The sequence below is a fragment of the Halomonas huangheensis genome (assembly GCF_001431725.1).
In the GTDB taxonomy this organism is placed as follows: domain Bacteria; phylum Pseudomonadota; class Gammaproteobacteria; order Pseudomonadales; family Halomonadaceae; genus Halomonas; species Halomonas huangheensis.
The window spans coordinates 162,534-183,241 of sequence record NZ_CP013106.1 but is presented as its reverse complement, the minus strand read 5'-3'; the positions used below and the strand labels follow the sequence as shown (position 1 = coordinate 183,241).

The following is a 20,708-nucleotide window of genomic DNA, read 5'->3' as shown; positions in this document are numbered from 1 at the left end:
CTCGACCAGGTCGGGTCGCACTGACCCGAGTCCTCACGCGTGCTAACCTGCTCGCTTTCGCCGCTGAGGACCTACCGATGAAAGCCCTGATCCAACGTGTTCGCCGTGCCAGTGTTGACGTCGACGAGCGTAGCGTGGGCGCCATTGATAACGGACTGCTGGCCTTGGTGGGTGTCGAGAAGGGTGATGATGAAGCAGCAGCTCAACGCCTGTTGCACAAGTTGCTGCATTACCGTGTCTTCAGTGATGACGACGGCAAGATGAACCTCAATCTACAGCAGGCTGGAGGTGGGCTGCTGCTGGTCTCTCAATTCACTCTCGCTGCCGATACACACAAGGGCTTGCGCCCGAGTTTCTCCAGCGCCGCTCCGCCAGCCGATGGCGAGCGTCTGTTTCACTACCTTCTCGACCAGGCGCAGCAACAATGGTCAAACGTCGCCAGTGGTGAGTTCGGTGCCAATATGCAGGTTTCATTGATCAACGATGGCCCGGTGACTTTCCTGCTCGAGAGCTGATCGGCCTTGATGCCTCTTCTTATCCCTTGGTCGCATTTTGCGGCAAGTTGCATGCCTTTGCCTTGCAGTTTGTGGAAATTATTACCAGAATCGCTAATGTATACAAAAACAAGCGGTAATCGTATCCATGAAAGCAGCCATCAGTACCTCGGTCTTCGAGTTCCATGGGCAACCGCCCCTGCGTCAGGCAGTTCCGCTATCCCTGCAGCACATCCTTGCCATGATCATGGGCACGGTAACGGTGCCGATCATTGTCGCCGGTACCGTGGGCGCCTCACCAGCCGAGACTCTGCTGCTGATACAGATCTCGCTGCTGGCATCCGGTATCTCGACGCTGATCCAGCTATATGGTGTGGGCCGCTTCGGTGCCCGCCTGCCGACCATCTTTGGTGTGGGCTTCGCCTACGTGCCAACACTTACCGCGGTTGGCGCGCAATACGGCCTGAGCGGAATTCTCGGCGCACAGCTGGTCGGCGGCCTCGCCATGTTACTGGTGGGGCTCGGTATACGTCCGTTGCGTCATTTATTCCCCCCCATCGTCGCCGGCACCGTAGTGCTGGTGATTGGTCTGTCACTGTATGACATCGCCATCCGCTACATGGCCGGTGGCGTCAACAACCCCGACTTCGGCCAGCCACTGCAGTGGGCGGTATCGCTGGCGACCCTCGGCGTGGTGTTGGTGATTTCACAGTTTGCCCGCGGCTTCATGAAACTCTCGGCGATCGTCTGCGGCATTCTGGTCGGCTATGTGCTGTCACTGGCACTGGGTATGGTCGACTTCACGCCCGTTGCTGAGGCCGCCTGGTTCAGTTCGCCGAAGCTGATGCCATTTGAACTGAGCTTTCCGGCAGCCGCGGTGGTCTCGATGGTGGTGATCTGTATCGTCAATTCAGTCCAGACCATCGGCGACCTATCGGCAACGACGATTGGCGGTATGAACCGCGAACTGGGGGAAAAGGAGTTATCCGGTGGGCTGTTGGGTAACGGTCTCTGTACCCTGGTGGGTGCGCTATTCGGTGCCCTGCCAACATCCTCCTACAGTCAGAATGTTGGCATTGTCGCCATGACTCGGGTGGTCAGTCGTATCGTGCTGGGGCTGGCGGCGGTATTCATGCTGCTGGCGGGATTGATACCCAAGTTTGGTGCGCTGATGACCACTATTCCCTATCCGGTACTCGGCGGCGCTACCATCACCGTCTTCGGCATGATCACCATGACAGGCATCCAGCTACTGACACGCGACGAACTGTCGGGTCGCAACATGACCATTGCCAGTCTGGCGCTGGCAATGAGCCTTGGCATCTATGCCGCGCCGGAGGCCATCGAGGTACTGCCACCGATGTTCCAACTGGCAATCGGCGGCTCCCCCGTAGTGGTGGCAGCCATTACGTCACTGGTGCTGAATCTGGTGTTGCCGAAACGTGGGCTCGCCGACGAGCAGCGTGAGCGTGAACAGCTCGCCGAGCACATGGAGCGCAAGAATGCACAGCGCTCGGCCAAACCGGCTGCTGGGTCAGCTCGATAGCTGCTGGGTCAACTCTTCAAGCGCTTCCTCTGCCGTCAGCCACTGCTGTTCAAGGTCCGCCAATTGCGCATTGAGTTCGCCCTGGCGGGCCAGGCAGTCGGTCAGTTCCTGCTTGCGGGCCGAGTCGGTATACAGCTCGGCATCGGCCAACTGTTCTTCCAGCCCTGCCAGTTGATGCTGCACCTTCTCCATAGCCTGCTCAGCCTTGTCGCGTTCACGCTTCAACGGGCGCAACTTCTCGCGCTGCTCCGCAGCGGCACGCCTTGAGGCCTTGCGGTCTTCCCGCGGAGCTACGGCTTCTGTCTGCTCGCTCTTCGACTGTTCGCCCTTCGACTGACGCGCGTTGCGCCGCTCGGCTTCCAGACGGCTCTTGAGCCAATCACGATAGTCTTCCAGGTCGCCATCGAAAGGTTCAACACGATGGTCAGCAACACGCCAGAACTCGTCGACCGTCGCCTTGAGCAGGTGGCGATCATGAGATACCACGATCACGGTGCCCTCGAAGGCTGCCAATGCCTCGGTCAACGCCTCACGCATCTCCAGATCCAGGTGGTTGGTCGGCTCATCGAGCAGCAGCAGATTGGGCTTCTGCCACGCCACCAGTGACAGCGCCAGGCGTGCCTTCTCTCCCCCCGAGAAATGTTCGACCTGAGCGAAGACATCATCCCCCGGGAAACCGAAACCACCGAGGAAGCGACGTATATCGCTGTCGGCAGCAGTCGGTGAGAGGCGCTGCACATGCTGGAAAGGTGTCGATGACAGATCAAGACCTTCCAGTTGGTGCTGGGCAAAATAGCCCACCGCAAGATGCTCACCGGCCACACGCTTGCCACCCAGCAACGGTAACTCGCCAGTCAACGACTTGATCAGTGTCGACTTGCCCGCGCCATTGGGGCCCAGTAGACCGATGCGCTGCCCCGGCAGAATGGTCAGGCGCACTTGTTCCAGTTGAACGAGCTCGCCCTTCTCGGCGTGGTGATATCCCAGAGTGGCCTCATCCATGACCAGCAACGGATGTGAGGTCTTGTCTGCAGCCGGTAGAGTAAAGTGAAACGGTGAATCGACATGCGCCACGGCAATGGTGCCCATGCGTTCGAGCATCTTCAGGCGACTCTGTGCCTGACGTGCCTTGGTGGCCTTGTATCGGAAGCGCGCCACGAAGTTCTCGATTTCCTCGCGACGAGCTTGTTGCTTGGCCGCCTGGGCCTGCTGAAGAGCCAGTTTCTCGGCACGGGTGCGCTCAAAGGTCGTGTAGTTTCCGCGATACACCACCAGACGCTGGCGATCGAAGTGCACGATATGGTCACAGACAGCATCGAGGAAGTCGCGGTCGTGGGAGATCAACAGTAACGTGCCCGGGTAGCGCACCAGCCACTGTTCGAGCCACAACAGAGCGTCGAGATCGAGGTGGTTGGTTGGCTCATCGAGCAGCAGCACATCCGAGGGCATGAACAGGGTGCGCGCGAGGTTGGTACGCATGCGCCAACCACCAGAGAACGCCGACAGCGGCTTGTCGAGGTCCTGTTGAGCAAAGCCCAGTCCGACCAATAGTTGCGCGGCCCGAGCCGGCGCACTGTATCCGTCCAGCGCCTCGATGGTCCCGTGCAGCTCCGCTTCGCGGTGGTGGTCCTGGTTTGCCTGTGCCTCGGCCAACGCCGCTTCGGTGCGTCTCAGCTCACTATCGCCATCGAGAACGTAATCGATGATGGGGCGTTCCAACGCGTCCACTTCCTGCTCCATATGGGCAATGCGCTGGCCTCCGCTCATCTCGATGCTACCCTTGTCGGCACCTATCTCGCCAAGGATCAGGCCGAACAGGCTGGACTTCCCGGCCCCATTGGGACCGACGATACCTGCCTTGTGGCCGGCATGTAGCGTCACATCAGCGTCTTCAAACAGTGGCTCGGCCCCACGTTGCAGGGTCACCTGGCGCAGTGCAATCATCGAGGCTCCATAGTGCTTCAACCTTGCTTGAGGTCGTTGGGAAACATATATCCGTGCGTACGGTTCAGGCGCACAATTCTTTCGTGCGACTAGGGGTACGCTGGTTTTGAACGCCGATTCTACCGAATTCATCTCGCTGCTGCGCCACCAGTTGCAGGCCGACCCGCTCTGGGAGTTCGCTGTGGGTCTCTATTCTCGCCCGGGCGTAGAACAACACTGCCTCGTCCTGCAGGACGAGCATGGCTGGGATGTCTGTGAGTTACTGTGGCGCTGCTGGCTATATCAACACGCCGCACAAGCAGGGCCGCTGCCTGCCGAGGTCGCGCAATGGCAACATGCAGTGACTCGTCCGCTTAGAGACTTGAGACGACAACTGAAGCCAGCAGCGCAGTCCTCCGAGGGAGTCGCCAATGTTCGCTCGCAGGTCAGTCAGGCGGAGTTATATGCCGAACGCGAAACGCTGCACATCCTCATGAAAATTAGCCTGAAGAGTATGTTACTGAGCCCACTTCCCCGCCCCCTCCCTCGCCTGGAAAAAGTGCTACATTCAACGGGCCAAATTCAGAAAAAATCACAAGTTAGCGCACTTAGACATATAGAAAGCCAGCTTGACCCTATGTAAGCGTCGCGCTAGCCTGAAATACAGCGCAAGAGAAACTCTGTGCCCTTTGCTTACGCACAATGGCATTGGATACGCGCGAAGAACAACGCTGGAATGCGTGCAGAATTCTCGCCTATTTCGCCAATACAAGAACTGCAGAGGAACCCTTATAATGAAGGCAACTAAACTGTTGACCACCGCCAGTATTGGCGCCCTTATGCTCGGCATGTCATCGATCGCCCTGGCTGACACCTGGCGCTATGCACATGAAGAATACGAAGGCGATGTACAGGACGTATTCGCCCAGGCGTTCAAGCAGTATGTCGAGGATAACTCTGACCACTCCGTACAGGTTTACCGCTTCGGTGAGCTGGGTGAGTCGGATGACATCATGGAACAGACTCAGAATGGAATTCTGCAGTTCGTCAATCAATCTCCCGGTTTCACCGGCGCACTGATCCCCTCCGCTCAGATATTCTTCATCCCCTATCTGCTGCCGACCGACGAAGAAACGGTGCTCGAGTTCTTCGACGAGAGCAAGGCCATCAATGAGATGTTCCCCGAGCTCTACGCTGAACACGGTCTGGAACTGCTGCAGATGTATCCGGAAGGCGAAATGGTGGTAACGGCCGACGAACCGATTACCTCACCAGCGGACTTCGACAACAAGAAGATCCGCACCATGACCAATCCGCTGTTGGCAGAAACCTATCGTGCCTTTGGTGCGACTCCGACGCCGATGGCCTGGGGTGAGGTCTATGGTGGCCTGCAGACTGGCATCATCGATGGCCAGGAAAACCCGATCTTCTGGATCGAGTCTGGTGGTCTCTATGAAGTCTCTCCCAACCTGACCTTCACAGGTCACGGCTGGTTCACCACGGCCATGATGGCCAACAGTGACTTCTATGAAGGCCTGTCCGACGAGGACAAGCAACTAGTGCAGGACGCTACTGACGCGGCCTACGACACTACCATCGAGCATATCAAGGGTCTGTCCGAGGAATCTCTGGCCAAGATCCAGGAAGCTTCCGATGACGTCACCGTGACACGTCTGGATGAAGAGCAGATCGAAGCGTTCAAGGAACGTGCGCCTCAGGTGGAAGAGAAGTTCGTCGAAATGACTGGCGAGACCGGTCAGGAACTGCTTGACCAGTTCAAGGCTGACCTGGAAGCAGTACAAGGCGAATAACCTCACCGCGACATATCCAACGTAACGCCACGCCAGGGGGGCAGCCACGCTGCCCCCCTCTTGTTTCCAGGGTATAGCGGCTTCCGGCATAGCACTGCAGCCAGGCCCGAAAGCTCAAGCGTACACCCATCGTTGATGCAGGATTCCGGATGTTCGGCGCTCAGGCGTTACGCTGCAACAAGATGTTGGGCAACAATTGGGGAGCGCAAGTCCCCCGGCAATCTGTCCAGAAGACGAGGGCGCCAAAATGACCGAAGAAGAAACCGAAAAGAATTACCGATCGAGCCTACCCGGCCCACTGGGCAGCATCGACACCTTCATCAGTCGCGTAGAAGCAATCATTCTGGCGCTCGGTGTGCTGCTGATGGCATTCAATACCATCGCCAATGTCATAGGACGCTTCGTGCTTGGTGAGAGCATCTTCTTTTCCGGGGAGATCAATCGCATCCTGATCATCATGATCACCTTCGCCGGTATCGGCTATGCCGCCCGTCACGGCCGCCATATCCGCATGTCGGCCGTCTACGATGCGTTACCGGTGGGAGGACGCAAGGTATTGATGATCATCATCTCGCTGTTTACGTCAGCAGTGATGTTCTTCCTGCTGTATTTCTCTGTCATCTATATTCTTGATCTCTACGACAAGGGGCGTGTTCTGCCTGCCTTGGGATTCCCGATCTTCATCATCTACATCTGGGCTCCGCTCGGCTTCTTGATCACTGGCATTCAATACCTGCTGACGGCAGTCAAGAACTTCACTTCCCATGACGTCTATCTGTCTACGGGTGTAGTAGACGGCTACAAGGACACTGAGTCCGAAGTCTGAGTCGCTGTCACGGCCCCTGGAGGAACACACCCATGACAACAATAATGGTATGCACCATGATCGCCCTGCTTCTGCTGGGCTTTCCGATGATGGTCCCGCTGATCTCTGCTGCAGTGATTGGCTTCTACATGATGTTCGGCGGTATGGGGAACATGGATACCCTGATCCAGCAGATGATGGCTGGCATCCGTCCCGCGTCATTGATCGCTGTGCCCATGTTTATACTCGCTGCCGACATCATGACCCGTGGTCAGTCGGCAGAGCGATTGATCAATATGGTCATGGCCTTCATCGGCCACGTGAAAGGCGGCCTCGCCGTCTCCACCGCAGCATCCTGTACCCTGTTCGGTGCGGTATCGGGCTCCACTCAAGCCACGGTGGTCGCCGTTGGCTCGCCACTGCGCCCTCGGATGCTCAAATCCGGCTACTCGGACTCCTTCACACTGGCGTTGATCATCAATGCCAGTGACATCGCCTTCCTGATTCCGCCAAGCATTGGCATGATCATCTACGGGGTCATCTCCGGTACATCCATCGGAGAGCTGTTCATTGCCGGTATCGGACCGGGCCTGATGATACTGGTGATGTTCTCCATCTACTGTGTGATCTATGCCACCGTGCGCAACGTGCCGACTGAACCCAAGGCCAGCTGGGGAGAGCGCTTCTCGGCCGTACGCATGGCGCTGTGGCCGCTAGGCTTCCCGGTGATCATTGTCGGTGGCATCTACGGTGGCATCTTCAGCCCTACGGAAGCCGCTGCAGCTTGTGTGATGTATGCCATCCTGCTCGAGTTCATGATCTTCCGCTCACTGAAGATGAGCGACATCTATGCCATCGCCAAATCCACAGGCCTGATTACCGCCGTCGTTTTCATTCTGGTTGCCGTTGGCAACGGCTTCTCGTGGATCATTTCCTTCGCGCAGATTCCTCAGGCACTGCTGGAAGCCGCCGGGATCAACGACGCGGGACCGACAGGCGTATTGATCGCCATCTGCGTGGCCTTCTTTGTGGCTTGCATGTTCGTCGACCCGATCGTGGTCATCCTGGTTCTGACTCCGATTTTCGCTCCGGCCATTGAAGCCACGGGGCTGGATCCAGTACTGGTGGGTATCCTGATCACCCTACAGGTTGCCATTGGCTCGGCTACACCACCCTTCGGCTGCGACATCTTCACGGCTATCGCTATTTTCAAGCGCCCCTACCTGGATGTGATCAAGGGCACTCCGCCCTTCGTGTTGCTGCTGATCCTGGCAGCAGCACTGCTGATCATGTTCCCTCAGATTGCGTTGTTCCTGCGCGACATCGCCTTCAGGTAAAGGCCAGGTGGATCATGGGAGGCCACTAGCATGTTCAATAGAATACTGGTTGCTGTAGATGGATCGAAGGGCGCTCTGAAGGCACTGCAGAAGGCCGTAGGCCTGCATCTTCTGACCGGGGCTGAGCTCTATATCCTCTGTGTCTTCAAGCACCACAGCCTGCTTGAAGCGTCACTATCCATGGTAAGGCCAACACAACTGGACCTGCCTGACGACGCGCTCAAGGAGTACGCATCGGAAATCGCGGTACACGCCAAGTCAGAAGCCATTGCGTGGGGGATGGCGCCGGAAAAGGTCAGGGCCTTCGTCAAGGGTGGGCGTCCCTCGCGCACCATTGTGCGGTTCGCCCGCAAACGTGAATGTGATCTGATCGTGATCGGCGCACAGGGCACCAACGGGGACGGTGGGCTACTACTGGGCAGCGTCGCTCAGCGAGTGGCGGGCTCGGCGGAGTGCCCGACGCTGGTGGTTTAAAAGCTACGAGCAGATCAGTATCGCCCTGCAAGTTCACGGATAGAAACCCAGGCTTCGGGTCAAGGCTCGAAGCTTACCGCTGCGGGGTCACTTACAGCTTGTAGCTTACAAACAACGGCTCGAGCGGCTCGTCACCTGTTTCTGCCCCAGATCATCTACCCTTCCGGTGGATGCGGAACCATTCACAGCCTGATAGAGTCATAGCAACGACACTCAAACACGGCAACTTCTGCCAACGTTAAGGATTTCCATGAAGACACTGCTGACATCCGCCTCCTTGATCGCCCTTCTGGGGGCGGCACCGCTAGCGTTCTCTGCACCGGAAACCGACCAGGCCAAGCTGAGCTATAGCCTTGGCGTCACACTGGGACAGAGTATCCAGCAAGACGTTGAAGATCTGGACACCGACGCGTTCACCGATGCCGTTCAAGATGTGTTCGCCGGCGGTGAAATGGACATGACCGATGAAGAAATTGCCGAGGTCCTGACCAGGTTCCAGCAGGAAGCCATGGCCAAGCGTCAGGAAGAACAGCAGCAGCGCCAGGAAGAAATGCAGCAGAAGGCTGAGGAAAACAAGACCACTGGTGAGGAATTCCGCAGCGAAAACGCCGAGAAGGATGGCGTGACCACCACCGATTCCGGTCTCCAGTACCGTGAGGTCGAGGAAGGTGACGGCGAGACTCCGGCAGCCGGTGACACCGTAGAGGTCAACTACGAAGGTAAGCTGATTGACGGTACGGTATTCGACAGTTCCTACGAGCGCGGCGAGCCGGTCAGCTTTGAAGTCGGTCAGGTGATCGACGGCTGGCAGGAAGCACTGAAGATGATGAACGTCGGTGATACCTGGGAAGTCGTGATTCCGCCGGAGCTGGCCTACGGTACCTATGGTCAGGGCCCGATCGGCCCCAACGAGACTCTGGTCTTCAAGGTTGAACTGCTGGGCGTAACTCCGGCGGCTGAAGCCGCTGATGAGGCTACAGACGAAGCCTCTGCCGAAGCGACAGAAGAAACCGCCGACGAAGACAAATAAGGACGCTCTGACGTTGTCAGCGTTACCGTTCAGAACCGCCAGCCTCCTTGTGGGGCTGGCGGTTTCGTTTGCAGCTTCACTTCCAGATATGGCACAAGCTGCTGATGTCTCAAGACTCCCGGCCCTGGGGCTCGATGCTGAGCACGCCTCCGTTATCGGCATATCGTCGGGCGGCTATATGGCCAACCAGATGGCTGTGGCCTGGCCGTCACGCTTCAATAGCCTCGGGCTGGTAGCCAGTGGCCCTTGGGGTTGTGCTCGTGGAGAGCTGATTCTGGCACTGACGCAATGCATGTCTACCCGCTTGGGAGCACCTGATCTCGAGGCTCTCGACGAGCGCTGGCAAGCCTATCGCGCACATGATCTTGTTGGTAATGCCACTGACCGTGGCAAGCTACGCGTATTTATCTGGCATGGTACAGAGGACAGCATCATCTCTTCCGATGTCAGTGATGCCCAATTCCGTCAGTGGCACTACTGGCTGGATAGCCCCCAGCAACAATTGAAGAGCGTAGAGAACGTCGCTGAACACGGCTGGCCGGTTGCCGCCGCAACTGCCGATGAGTCACTCACCAATTGCACCGAAGGGGGTGCTCCCTGGCTACTGGCCTGTGATCGAAATCTGGCCCGCGAAGCACTGGACTGGTGGTACCCGAGTGCTGCTGCCGCTGTGAAGAATGCCGATGCCGAGCGTGGCCAGTTGATCAGCTTTGATCAGCACGAGTTCGATGCACGAGGGCTCGCCACTACCGGCTATCTGTATGTGCCTGAAAGCTGTGAGACGGGGGACTGTTCTCTGGTGGTGGTCCTGCATGGCTGCGAGATGGGGCCAGCCAGCGATTCCGGCACCGTACCCGACTTCGTTCGGCTCAACGGGTTCAACCAGCAGGCAGAGGCCCAACAGCTTGTGGTGCTCTACCCTCAGGCAGCATCCAGTCTGGCCAACCCGAAGGGTTGCTGGGACTGGTGGGGCTTCAGTGAAAGCCGCTGGCAAATCGACCCTCAGCAGGACAGTCGTGACGGTCGCCAGCTCCAGGCACTAATGGCCATGGTTGACCGCCTCCAATCGGCACCTTGAAACACAGACATCGGGACAGCCCCGGATCAATATCTAGTTCAGTGCCTGGTCCAGTGCCGCCTTGAGCGGCCCGGAAGTGGGTGAATGCAGTACACGCTGGATTACCTCACCCTCGGAATTGACCAGATACAGCGAAGCGCTGTGATCCACGGTGTAACCTGATTCCGACTCCTCTGCGTCCACCTTGCGCCACATGGCATCATAGCGCTGGCCGATTTCCTCGAGCTGCGCCTGACTGCCGGTAGCACCAATGAAGTCATCACCGAAAAACCCCAGATATTCTCTGAGTCGAGCAATGGTATCGCGCTCGGGGTCGACGGAGATCAACACCGGAACCACACGTTGCTGCTGACCTTCCGGCAACGCCTGACGCGCCTGACGTACTACCGACAACGCCATCGGACAGACATCCGGACACCAGGTGTAACCGAAGAACACGATAGCCAGCTGGTCATCCTCGAGATCGGACAGTGAGAAATTGCCATTGGTGGATGACAGTTCGATGGGACCACCAACCTGAGGGACATCACCGGAGACCTGCCATGGTTTCCAGCTCAACAGCACGGCAATCGCCAGGATACTGATCACCGCCAGCGACATGGTGAGTTTGCGCGTCATCATGGCAGGCTCCGTTCCACACTGAGATCAAACCAACTTCCCACTTTCCCCTGGTCGGTATCCAGCACAACGCGTATACGCCAATCCATGGACTCCCGAGTACAGATACTCAACTGACCCTCACCGACAAAATGCTGCGCGGACTCCGCTCCTAGCGGAAATCGATAAGTGCCCATATCCATATCAGCTCCTTCAAAGGACACCATCACCTTGTCGGCTTCGATGCCATCCAAGCGAACTTCAACCGGCAACGGCACCAGAGGTTTGATCGGCCCTTCGACCGGAATGGCCAACTGCATGCGGCCAAGTTCACCGAGCTCCACACTGCACGGCATTTCATGCAGATTACAGGTTATATTGGAGGACGGCGGATACCAGCGTACATCGTGCTCATCGCTGAACTGGTAGCGCAGCAGATACCACAGCGCGACCACCAGAGTAATCAGCGTGACAACGATCAACAGATGAAGACGAGGCCGACGCGTCGAGCGCGACCCGAAGGGCCGTCGCAATAGCATGACAACAAGCGGCCTCCATGGAAAATGGACATAACTCAAGCTTATCAGCTATTGGCGCTGCCCCCCTGCGCGCGGTTGTCGCAGTCAGTGGCGAATTCAACGCTGAGTACTCGTATTCACGAAACAACGACAACCGCGTCAACATCAGCTAGCGATCTATAGGGAGAGACCATGCAGGGAATTGCTGCGGCATTGGGCCCACTATTTCTGCTGATCCTGCTCGGAGCAGTGCTGGGCATGAGCCGTATTCCGGGCGGCGATTTCTGGGTACGCATGGAACGGCTGATCTACTTTCTGCTGTTTCCAGCGATGCTGATCGCCACTCTGGCGCAGTCAAACATGTCCGAGGTACCGGTAGCACGAGTGGCGATCGTGCTGCTTGGTGCCATGCTGATCTTCAGTGCCCTGCTGTGGTGGCTCAAGCCGCATATTGGCCTTGATGCAGCGTCTTTCACTTCAGTGTTTCAGGGTGCCGTTCGCTTCAACACCTACGTCGGCGTCGCGGGCGCTGCCGCCCTGCATGGTAGTCTCGGCGCGACCACCGCCGCTGTTGCACTGGCGTTGATGATCCCGGTGGTCAATGTGCTCTGCGTGATTACCTTCATCGCCGCCGGCACCCTGGGCCGCTCGGGCCTGTGGCGTTCGATCACCGCCCTTGCCCAGAATCCACTGATCCTCGCCTGCCTGATCGGCATCGGCCTGAACCTGTCGGGTATCGGCCTGCCGAGCTGGAGCGCCGGCACTCTGGAACTACTGGGGCGCGCGGCCTTGCCGCTGGGTCTGGTGGCAGTCGGCGTCGCCTTGCGTCCCCAGGCGTTGCTGCGTCGCGACCTCGGGCTATGGGTGTCATCACTGATCAAGCTGGCGTTGATGCCGGCGCTGGTCATTGCACTCGCCTGGCTACTGAGGTTGGATCCCGTCAGCCGCGATGTCGCCTTGCTGTTCGCCGCACTGCCAACAGCGACTTCCGCCTATATTCTCGCACGCCAACTGGGCGGCGACGCCGAGCTGATGGCCGGCCTGATTACCGCCCAGACACTCGTCGCCATGGCCACCCTGCCTTTATGGATGCGTTTGGTGGCATAGCCTCTGTCATGAGCTGCACGCTTTTCGGCGCACGGACAAAAGCCGGGATTCAGGTGATCAAGGCTCGAACGTAGCGCGCTCGTGGCTCGAGGCCTGTCGCCTTCAATTAAAAAAGTTTCTCGTTTGCATTGACGAGGTAAATGAGAATGATTTATGTTGAGTTCATCGGCGTTGATGAGTCGCCGGTGCCAGCTTCAGAGGCAATGCCAGTCGCTGATCTGGTTTCTCCTCCTCATTGCTAGTCACGGTCCTTGCGCCGCCTCTGTTACCAGAGGCGGCCTTTTTATGTTGGCGTTAAATAGAAGTCACAAGCGGCTCGTAGCTCGTAGCTCGTAGCTCGTAGCTCGTAGCTCGCATCCAATTAAAAAAGTTTCTCGTTTGCATTGACAGAGATAATGAGAACGATTTACAGTTACTCCATCGACGTTGATGAGGCGTCGGTACCAGACCAGAGACGCTGCCAGTCACTGATCTGGTTTCTCCTCCTCATTGCTAGTCACGGTCCTTACACCGCCCCTCTCGGGGCGGTTTTTTCCTTTTCAGGCCCACCCTTTCCTCGATTCAGCGGGGATAGACTGCACCAGAGCGACGTGCTGGCCAGGGACCAACGCCTTCCAGACGCTGTCTCAATAGCTCCGCCAGTGCCTCGACGGCTGGCCAGGACGCCGCCCCTACGCGTCGACTGAAATACAGCCGCGCCTCACTTCCGGCCAATGCCGGCAAGCCATCCTCCGGCGTCAACATGCGCATCGCTGGTGTCAGCCTCTGGCGGTCAAGGATACTGATTGCCAACCCCACCTCGACGGCCTTTTCCAACGTATGAATGCTGGTGCTGGTGAATACCGCCGACCATTCACGTCCCATCTCCTCCAGAGCCTCGATGCCCAGCGAGCGAAAGGGACAGTGCAGGGGATGCAGTGCCAGAGGTAATGGCGCTATCGGGTCAATCACAAATTCGCGTGAGGCTGCCCAGACAGGCGCGCTCTGCCATAAAGGAGTACCGCCGGCGAGACTATGAGGCCGATCCAGCGCCACTGCCAATGATAATTCACCGCGCTCGAGGCGATTGGCCAACTCGCCACTGGGGGCAGTCACCGCCTCAAGCAGCACATTGGGGTGCGCAGCGACAAAGTCCGGCAATACCTGCTCGACCAAATGAGGAGCATAACCTTCGGGCATGCCAAAGCGCACGCGGCCACTGAGCCCCTTTCCGGTCAAGCGTGCCACCAGGCCATCATGCTGACGCAACAGCTCACGAGCTTCTCCCAGCAACAACTCACCAGCAGGTGACGGCGTCACTCCCCGCGACCCACGGACCAGCAGTCTCGAATCCAGGCGTTCCTCAAGGCGTTTGATCTGCATGCTCAGGGCGCTCACCGTGCGGTGACGGTGTTCAGCCGCCGCTGCGAAGCTGCCCAATTGCGCCACCACCATAAAGCTGCGTAACGCTTCAAGGTCCAACGCCACTCCAGTACGCTCACTCATTGGCTATGCCACCCTTCAATTTTCTTGAAGTCTAACTGCAGAACGTTGCGATTCTCGAAAGGCTAGCAGTAGTTCAGACTCCAGTTCCAGTCTCATGCACTTTGTTTGCCGGAGTCCGTCATGCTGTCACTACTGCGCATCCACCTTCCGCTCGCAGAAACTCGCCAGCGCCTGTTGGGCAGAATCACGACCCTGACCATTGCCTGTGGTCTGGTGGTGTGCTGGAGCAGTGGCTTTATCGGTAGCCGCATGAGCCTTGACCTCAACACACCGCTACTCGGCTTCTACAGCTGGAGATTCGCACTGGCAGCAGCGATCGCCTGGCTGGTGGTCGCGATGCGTTGGACAAGGCCAGGAGCACGGCCAACCTGGCAACAAGCCCGCCATGAGATGACCTGCGGCAGCCTGACAGTGGGTGTATATCTGCTGGCGATGCTGCTGGCTGTCGCGGAAGGCGTCAGCGCCAACCTGGCGGCGCTGATCGGGGCACTTCAACCGCTGGCTGCAGCCCTACTGGCTCGACAGGTACTACGTGAGCGCAGCTGCAGAGCCCAATGGTGGGGTATGGCGGTAGCCACACTGGGCGCAATGACGATGGTCATGGGTGATATGCAAGCTGCCGGGGCGGCACGCTGGTGGGCCTATGCCTTGCCGGTTGTCGCGGTGGTCGCCGTATCGGTCGGCAGTATCCTGACGCCACCAGCAGCAACCAGCAGGCATCATCCTGCGCCTCTGTCGCTGGTCACTCGGCTGGCTCTGCAGCTGAGTGCCGCGACATTGCTGTTCGGGTTGGCTGCGGTGATGTTCGAACCGGGGCTGCCAGCCTTGCCACCGATGCGGCTCGACAGCGGGCTGGCACTGGTCTGGCTGGTGGTGCTGTCGGCCTACGGCGGCTATGGATTTCTGGTCGCCTGCCTGACACGGCTGGGCGTCACCTGCACTTCTGCGCTGATCACTCTGACGCCTGCAGTGACTCTGGCATTGGGCGTGGTCATGTATGCCGACCAGCCTGGTCTCGCCGAACTGGGAGGCATGACGCTATCGCTGGCCGGGGCACTATGGGCCTTGTATGCCGGCGTGAAGGTGCAACGTAGTGCGGGGCTACCGCACTATGCTAGTTCGAGCTACACCAGGTCGAGCTACACCAGGTCGAGCTACACCGGGTCGAGCTACACCAATGCAGACGGCACCAGCTCGAATCACATCAGCAACAGCCTCAATCGGCACGGCGGTAGATCAGGTCCCAGACACCATGACCAAGCCGCTCGCCCCGAGCCTCAAACTTGGTCAACGGACGAAAGTCCGGGCGTGGGACGTAGGGTGCAGTCTCGGCCGCCGCGGCATTGATGTAGCCTGGCGCAGCGTCCATGACCTCGGCCATCCACTCGGCATATGCCTCCCAGTCGGTGGCCATATGCAAACTGCCGCCTTCCATGAGACGAGTACGCACCAGTTCAACAAACGCCGGCTGAACAATACGTCGCTTGTGGTGTTTCTTCTTCGGCCAGGGGTCGGGAAAGAACAGCTGCAAGGTGGTGAGACTGGCCGGTGGCAAACATTGCTCCAGTACCGCCAGCGCGTCCTCACGGTAGACACGAATATTGCTCAGGCCACGCTTGTCGACCTCGTCCAGTAGTTTGCCGACGCCCGGCGCATGTACCTCGATACCAATGAAGTCAGTATCCGGGTGAGTTTCGGCCTGCTCGACCAACGATGCGCCCATGCCGAAGCCAATCTCGACGACACGTGGTGCCGAACGCCCGAACAACGCATCCAGGTCCTGGCGGCCATCGGCAAGAGTCAGCCCCAGGCGCGGCCAGACTTCCTCGAGGCCGCGAGTCTGCGCCACGGTCATACGCCCAGCGCGCAGGACATAGCTTTTGATGCCACGCCGATGAAGAGGCGCGTCGGAAGACTCCGGGCCAGTCGCCCGCGAGTCGTTGGAAGGGTCGTCCTGCTGTTGGGGTTCCGTCATGCGGCAATACTATCTCTGAATGATGATGAAGAACTGGCTGTGGATATCCATGAAGAACCAGCTCCAGGTGTCCATGAAGCACCGGCTCGGTGCAGGGCCATCATGTTTGGCATGTATCAGGCGTTGATGCGTCCAGCGGAAGGCGATGATGCCTCGGCACGCTCGCGTCGAGGCATGCGTCCGGCCAGAAAAGCCTGGCGCCCAGCTTCAACGGCACACTTCATGGCCTGTGCCATCAGTACCGGCTCACGAGCATGGGCGATGGCCGAGTTCATCAGCACACCATCACAGCCAAGTTCCATGGCCAGAGCCGCTTCGGAGGCCGTACCAATGCCAGCGTCGACCAATACCGGCACCCGGGCCTGTTCGATAATCAGTTTCACGTTCCAGGGGTTCTGGATACCCAGCCCTGAGCCGATCAACGAACCCAACGGCATCACTGCGCAGCAGCCAATGGCTTCCAGCTCTCGCGCCACGATGGGGTCATCGCTGGTATAGACCATGACATCGAAACCATCCGCTACCAGGGTCTCGGCCGCCTTGAGCGTCTCGACCACATTGGGATAGAGCGTATTGTCATCACCCAGCACTTCCAGTTTGACTAACTTGTGACCATCCAGCAGCTCACGAGCCAGACGACAGGTGCGCACGGCATCCTTCGCGTTGTAGCACCCAGCCGTATTCGGCAACAGGGTGTAACGATCGGGAGGGACCACATCCAGTAGATTGGGCGCACCGGCATCCTGACCGAGGTTGGTGCGGCGCACGGCAAAGGTCACGACTTCGGTACCGCTGGCAGCGATCGCCTCCCCGGTTTCATCGAAGTCACGATACTTGCCGGTACCAACCAGCAGACGGGAATTGAACGAATGCCCTGCAACGCGCAAGGGACTATCCTGGAAGATATCGGTCATGGGCTGTCCTGGCTTGTCGAAAATCTGGCTTGTCACATATGAAACGGGCTCAAGTGAAACGGTCGCAAAGGAGATGAGCCGCTTGTCGTCGTCTGTCGATGGCGCTCAAGACAATGTTGTTTCTCAACAATGTCGGGGCTTAGCCACCACCAATGGCATGAACGATCTCGACGCTGTCGCCATCGCTGAGCAGGGTATCGGCATGCAGACTGCGAGGCACAATATCCTCGTTGAGTTCCACAGCAATTCTTCGCCCGCCGAGCCCCAGAGACTCGACCAGCTCGGCGACACTCTGCTCACGATCAATTGCATGGGACTCACCATTGAGCTGTATCTGCATGACCACCTCGTTGATCGTGAATTTCGCGGAGTTCCATTGTAGCGGTTTGGCAGCGCACAGGGTACGGTTGGGAGCGTTTTCCACACTCACAGTGAGGTTAGATGCATGCAGGATCGCCGCTGGTGGCTGACGATGGCGCTGTCCGGCGCGCTGGTAGTCATTCTGGGGGCTCTTGCCGCCCATGCGCTGAAGGGTCTGCTCGAGCCACGCTTCGAGAACGCCTTTATCACCGGGGTACGCTATCAGGCCTGGCACACCTTCGCCGCCATGGCATTGCTCGCCTGGCGAGCACAACATGCCAGGCCCTTTCAACATCAGACGCTGATGCTATGGTGCTTCGGCACCCTGTTGTTCAGTGGTTCTCTCTACCTGTTGGCACTGGCGGCGTTGGCAAATACCAGCCTCGGTGCCTTCGGCATTGTTACACCGATTGGTGGCGCCATCCTGATCGCCGGCTGGTTACGCCTCGCCTGGGGTATCTTCCGCCAGCGTTGAACACTGCTGTTGCGGTTCAGTCGCTGTCAGGGATCACATAGGTCGCCGTAACGTGCGCCACCGGCGCTTCATCGCCATCGGAAAACAGCTGCACCTCGCCTACCACCATGCGCCGTCCCAACTTGATGATTCGCGCGTTGGCGATCAGGTCCCGGTCACCACGTGCGCGTCGCAGAAAGTGGCAGTTGAGATCGGTGGTGACGGCCATCGCCTCAGGCCCCACCTGGGCGAGAATCGCCACATACAGACACACATCCGCCAACCCCATCATGGTCGGCCCCGACACACAGGCCCCCGGACGCAGATGCTCATCCTCTACGGCAAGGCTCATGGTCGCGCGCATCTCTCCCACCCCTTCGATGGTACCGGCACGGTGCGGAAAGACCTCATCGAGAAAATCCTCGATAGCGGCGGGGGTCATTACAGTCATAAGGCTCTCTCTGCGATATGGTGCCAGGTGGATGGGAATGATGGTCGAGAATAGCGAAGGTACCGGACAATGAACACAACAACGCCCCCTCGGCCGATGGCCGAGGGGGCGTTTCGAGCTCACGACGTTCGTTTCCGACGAACAAGCGTGGTTCAGGCAGTTCTTGCCTTGTGTACCTGGCGCCAGTGGTGCAGCAGCGGCTCGGTGTAACCCGCCGGCTGCTCGCGTCCCTTGAAGATCAGGTCGCTGGCGGCCTGGAAGGCACTCGAACCCGCCAGGTCTGCACTCATCGGTGTATAGCTGGGATCGCCTTCGTTCTGACCATCCACCACCTTCGCCATGCGCTCCAGCGTCTCACGTACGCGGGCTTCATCGACGACGCCGTGATGCAGCCAGTTGGCAATGTGCTGGCTGGAGATACGCAACGTGGCACGATCTTCCATCAGTCCAACATCGTGGATATCCGGCACCTTGGAACAACCGATACCCTGTTCAACCCAGCGTACGACATAACCGAGGATGCCCTGGCAGTTGTTGTCCAACTCCTGCTGAAGCTCGTCTGCACTCCAGTTGATGGACTCGGCCACCGGGACTGTCAGCAGTCCCTTGAGCAACTCTCCTCGCAGAGCACTCTCGTCCTGGTCCTCCAGCTCACGCTGGACTGCCGCAACATCTATCTGATGGTAGTGCAGAGCATGCAACGCCGCAGCGGTAGGAGAGGGTACCCACGCCGTGTTGGCACCAGCCTTGGGATGGCCGATCTTCTGCTTGATCATCTCAGCCATCAGGTCCGGCATCGCCCACATGCCCTTACCAATCTGCGCACGACCACGCAGGCCGCAGGCCAGACCGACCAGCACATTGCTGCTCTCATAGGACTGAATCCAGGCGGAGCCCTTCATATCGCCCTTGCGGATCATCGCACCCGCCTGCATGACGGTATGCATCTCGTCACCGGTGCGGTCGAGGAAGCCGGTGTTGATGAACACCACACGAGAAGTCGCTTCATTGATGCAGGCCTTGAGGTTGACCGAAGTACGGCGCTCCTCATCCATGATGCCCATTTTCAGGGTGTCACGCTCGAGGCCCAGCAGGTCTTCGATACGCCCGAACAGGGTGTTGGCGAATGCCACCTCTTCCGGGCCATGCATCTTCGGTTTGACGATATATACAGAGCCGGTACGCGAGTTACGCGGCTGATCAGCACCTTTTTTCAGGTCATGCATGGCAACCAGCGACGTCACGATGCCATCGAGGATACCCTCGGGAAGCTCATTGCCATCGGCATCCAGCACCGCCGGAGTGGTCATCAGGTGGCCGACGTTACGCACGAACAGCAGCGAGCGTCCCGGCTGGGTCACTTCACCACCATCCGGCGCGGTCCAGCGCTGATCATCGTTGAGGCGACGGGTGAAGGTCTTGCCCCCCTTGCTCACGTCGCTGCTCAGGTCGCCTTTCATCAGGCCCAGCCAACAGGAATAGACACCGACCTTGTCCTCGGCATCCACTGCGGCAACAGAATCCTCGCAGTCCATGATCGAAGTAAGCGCGGCTTCGACCACCAGGTCCTTGACGCCAGCCGGGTCGGTCTTGCCGATCGGATGGCTGGCATCAATCTGCAGGTCCAGATGCAAGCCGTTGTGCGACATCAGGATCGAGCTCGGTGCCGAGGCTTCGCCGTGATAGCCAACCAACTTGCCCGGCTCCTTGAGGCCGGTCTCGCGGCCACCTTCCAGCGAAACCACAAGACGGCCATCGCGCAACACGTATTTGACGGCTTCGCGATGCGAACCGGTGGCCAGCGGCACTGCCTGATCGAGCACATTGCGCGCGTAAGCGATGACCTTCTCGCCACGCTTCGGGTTGAAGCTGGAACCCTTCTCGCAGCCATCTTCTTCGGAGATGACATCTGTGCCGTAGAGTGCGTCGTAGAGACTGCCCCAACGAGCGTTGGCAGCGTTCAGCGCGTAACGCGGGTTGTTGACCGGTACCACCAACTGCGGGCCGGCCTGTGCCGCGATCTCGCGATCGACGTTCTGTGTCGTGACCTCAACACTGGCCGGCGGGTCCACCAGGTAACCAATTTCCTTGAGGAAAGCTTGATAGGCGGCCATGTCCTGCACCGGCCCCGGATGTTCGCTGTGCCAGGCATCCAGCTTCAGCTGCAGAGCATCACGGGTTGCCAGCAGTTCACGATTGACGGGTGCCAGTTCATGAAAGATCTCGTCGACACCCTTCCAGAAGGCGTCTGCATCGACCCCAGTACCAGGCAGAGCCTGTTCGTTGATGAACTTGTCCAGCTCTGCGGCCACTTGTAGGCGATGGCGGGTAATACGTTGCGTCATGGGT

Annotated in this window: 20 protein-coding genes and 1 pseudogene; 12 read left to right on the top strand and 9 right to left on the bottom strand. The window is 58.6% G+C overall.

Annotated features, from left to right (window positions below):
• Positions 1 to 77: 77 nt before the first annotated feature.
• Together dtd and AR456_RS00855 are read left to right on the top strand one after the other, a co-directional pair.
• Positions 78 to 515 (top strand): D-aminoacyl-tRNA deacylase, encoded by a 438-nt coding sequence (gene dtd, locus AR456_RS00860; RefSeq protein WP_021819168.1) that lies wholly within the window; start codon positions 78 to 80, stop codon positions 513 to 515.
• Between the two features lie 127 nt (positions 516 to 642).
• Positions 643 to 2,040, top strand: a complete 1,398-nt coding sequence (locus AR456_RS00855) for a uracil-xanthine permease family protein (protein ID WP_021819169.1) — start codon at positions 643 to 645, stop codon at positions 2,038 to 2,040.
• Here AR456_RS00855 and AR456_RS00850 read toward each other — a convergent pair.
• Positions 2,029 to 3,984, bottom strand: a complete 1,956-nt coding sequence (locus AR456_RS00850; protein WP_021819170.1) for an ATP-binding cassette domain-containing protein — start codon at positions 3,982 to 3,984, stop codon at positions 2,029 to 2,031. The two genes, AR456_RS00855 and AR456_RS00850, sit on opposite strands and share 12 nt — an antisense overlap.
• 106 nt (positions 3,985 to 4,090) lie before the next feature.
• Between AR456_RS00850 and AR456_RS00845 the strand changes: the two genes are divergently transcribed.
• The 7 genes from AR456_RS00845 (at position 4,091) to AR456_RS00815 (ending at position 10,498) form a co-directional block, all read left to right on the top strand.
• The gene (locus AR456_RS00845; protein WP_021819171.1) at positions 4,091 to 4,606 is read left to right on the top strand and encodes a TIGR02444 family protein; all 516 of its coding nucleotides are present in this window, start codon (positions 4,091 to 4,093) and stop codon (positions 4,604 to 4,606) included.
• A 151-nt stretch (positions 4,607 to 4,757) separates the two neighbouring features.
• A complete protein-coding gene (locus tag AR456_RS00840; protein WP_021819172.1) occupies positions 4,758 to 5,774 on the top strand; it encodes a TRAP transporter substrate-binding protein in 1,017 nt (338 codons plus the stop codon).
• A gap of 247 nt (positions 5,775 to 6,021) precedes the next feature.
• Positions 6,022 to 6,600, top strand: a complete 579-nt coding sequence (locus AR456_RS00835) for a TRAP transporter small permease (protein WP_021819174.1) — start codon at positions 6,022 to 6,024, stop codon at positions 6,598 to 6,600.
• Between the two features lie 32 nt (positions 6,601 to 6,632).
• Positions 6,633 to 7,916 carry a TRAP transporter large permease gene (locus AR456_RS00830; RefSeq protein ID WP_031207935.1) on the top strand — a complete coding sequence of 428 codons (1,284 nt, stop codon included), beginning with the start codon at positions 6,633 to 6,635 and terminating at the stop codon, positions 7,914 to 7,916.
• Positions 7,917 to 7,946: 30 nt separating this feature from the next.
• A complete protein-coding gene (locus AR456_RS00825) occupies positions 7,947 to 8,390 on the top strand; it encodes a universal stress protein (RefSeq protein ID WP_021819176.1) in 444 nt (147 codons plus the stop codon).
• A 250-nt stretch (positions 8,391 to 8,640) separates the two neighbouring features.
• Positions 8,641 to 9,420, top strand: coding sequence for an FKBP-type peptidyl-prolyl cis-trans isomerase (locus AR456_RS00820; protein ID WP_021819177.1), 780 nt, complete (start codon positions 8,641 to 8,643; stop codon positions 9,418 to 9,420).
• 49 nt (positions 9,421 to 9,469) lie between these two features.
• On the top strand, positions 9,470 to 10,498 hold the full coding sequence (locus AR456_RS00815) for an alpha/beta hydrolase-fold protein (RefSeq protein ID WP_417935332.1): 1,029 nt from the start codon (positions 9,470 to 9,472) through the stop codon (positions 10,496 to 10,498).
• Between the two features lie 33 nt (positions 10,499 to 10,531).
• Here the strand turns inward: AR456_RS00815 and AR456_RS00810 are convergent, their stop codons facing one another.
• Together AR456_RS00810 and AR456_RS00805 are read right to left on the bottom strand one after the other, a co-directional pair.
• The gene (locus tag AR456_RS00810; protein WP_021819179.1) at positions 10,532 to 11,119 is read right to left on the bottom strand and encodes an SCO family protein; all 588 of its coding nucleotides are present in this window, start codon (positions 11,117 to 11,119) and stop codon (positions 10,532 to 10,534) included.
• Entirely contained in the window at positions 11,116 to 11,634 is a 519-nt protein-coding gene (locus AR456_RS00805; RefSeq protein ID WP_021819180.1) for a hypothetical protein, read from the bottom strand. Before AR456_RS00805 ends, AR456_RS00810 begins: the two co-directional genes overlap by 4 nt.
• A 171-nt stretch (positions 11,635 to 11,805) precedes the next feature.
• On the opposite strand from AR456_RS00805, the gene AR456_RS00800 reads away from it, so the two are divergent.
• Positions 11,806 to 12,720, top strand: a complete 915-nt coding sequence (locus tag AR456_RS00800; RefSeq protein WP_021819181.1) for an AEC family transporter — start codon at positions 11,806 to 11,808, stop codon at positions 12,718 to 12,720.
• A 561-nt stretch (positions 12,721 to 13,281) separates the two neighbouring features.
• Here AR456_RS00800 and AR456_RS00795 read toward each other — a convergent pair.
• Positions 13,282 to 14,205: a LysR family transcriptional regulator gene (locus AR456_RS00795; RefSeq protein ID WP_021819182.1), complete on the bottom strand. Its 924-nt coding sequence runs from the start codon at positions 14,203 to 14,205 to the stop codon at positions 13,282 to 13,284.
• A gap of 120 nt (positions 14,206 to 14,325) precedes the next feature.
• Here AR456_RS00795 and AR456_RS21850 point away from each other — a divergent pair.
• Positions 14,326 to 14,793 (top strand): annotated as a pseudogene (locus tag AR456_RS21850) (EamA family transporter); the annotation flags it as partial.
• Between the two features lie 628 nt (positions 14,794 to 15,421).
• On the opposite strand, the gene trmB reads toward AR456_RS21850, so the two are convergent.
• From trmB to thiS, 3 genes are all read right to left on the bottom strand, one after another.
• Positions 15,422 to 16,180 carry a tRNA (guanosine(46)-N7)-methyltransferase TrmB gene (trmB, locus tag AR456_RS21535; protein ID WP_021819184.1) on the bottom strand — a complete coding sequence of 253 codons (759 nt, stop codon included), beginning with the start codon at positions 16,178 to 16,180 and terminating at the stop codon, positions 15,422 to 15,424.
• Between the two features lie 116 nt (positions 16,181 to 16,296).
• Positions 16,297 to 17,094: a thiazole synthase gene (locus AR456_RS00785; protein ID WP_021819185.1), complete on the bottom strand. Its 798-nt coding sequence runs from the start codon at positions 17,092 to 17,094 to the stop codon at positions 16,297 to 16,299.
• A gap of 139 nt (positions 17,095 to 17,233) precedes the next feature.
• Positions 17,234 to 17,434 (bottom strand): sulfur carrier protein ThiS, encoded by a 201-nt coding sequence (thiS, locus tag AR456_RS00780; protein ID WP_021819186.1) that lies wholly within the window; start codon positions 17,432 to 17,434, stop codon positions 17,234 to 17,236.
• A gap of 105 nt (positions 17,435 to 17,539) precedes the next feature.
• Here thiS and AR456_RS00775 point away from each other — a divergent pair, with 105 nt between their 5' ends.
• Positions 17,540 to 17,929 (top strand): DUF423 domain-containing protein, encoded by a 390-nt coding sequence (locus AR456_RS00775; protein WP_021819187.1) that lies wholly within the window; start codon positions 17,540 to 17,542, stop codon positions 17,927 to 17,929.
• A 16-nt stretch (positions 17,930 to 17,945) separates the two neighbouring features.
• Here AR456_RS00775 and AR456_RS00770 read toward each other — a convergent pair whose 3' ends face one another.
• Positions 17,946 to 18,359 (bottom strand): PaaI family thioesterase, encoded by a 414-nt coding sequence (locus AR456_RS00770; protein WP_021819188.1) that lies wholly within the window; start codon positions 18,357 to 18,359, stop codon positions 17,946 to 17,948.
• A gap of 152 nt (positions 18,360 to 18,511) precedes the next feature.
• Positions 18,512 to 20,704 (bottom strand): malate synthase G, encoded by a 2,193-nt coding sequence (locus AR456_RS00765; RefSeq protein ID WP_021819189.1) that lies wholly within the window; start codon positions 20,702 to 20,704, stop codon positions 18,512 to 18,514.
• Positions 20,705 to 20,708 lie beyond the last annotated feature (4 nt).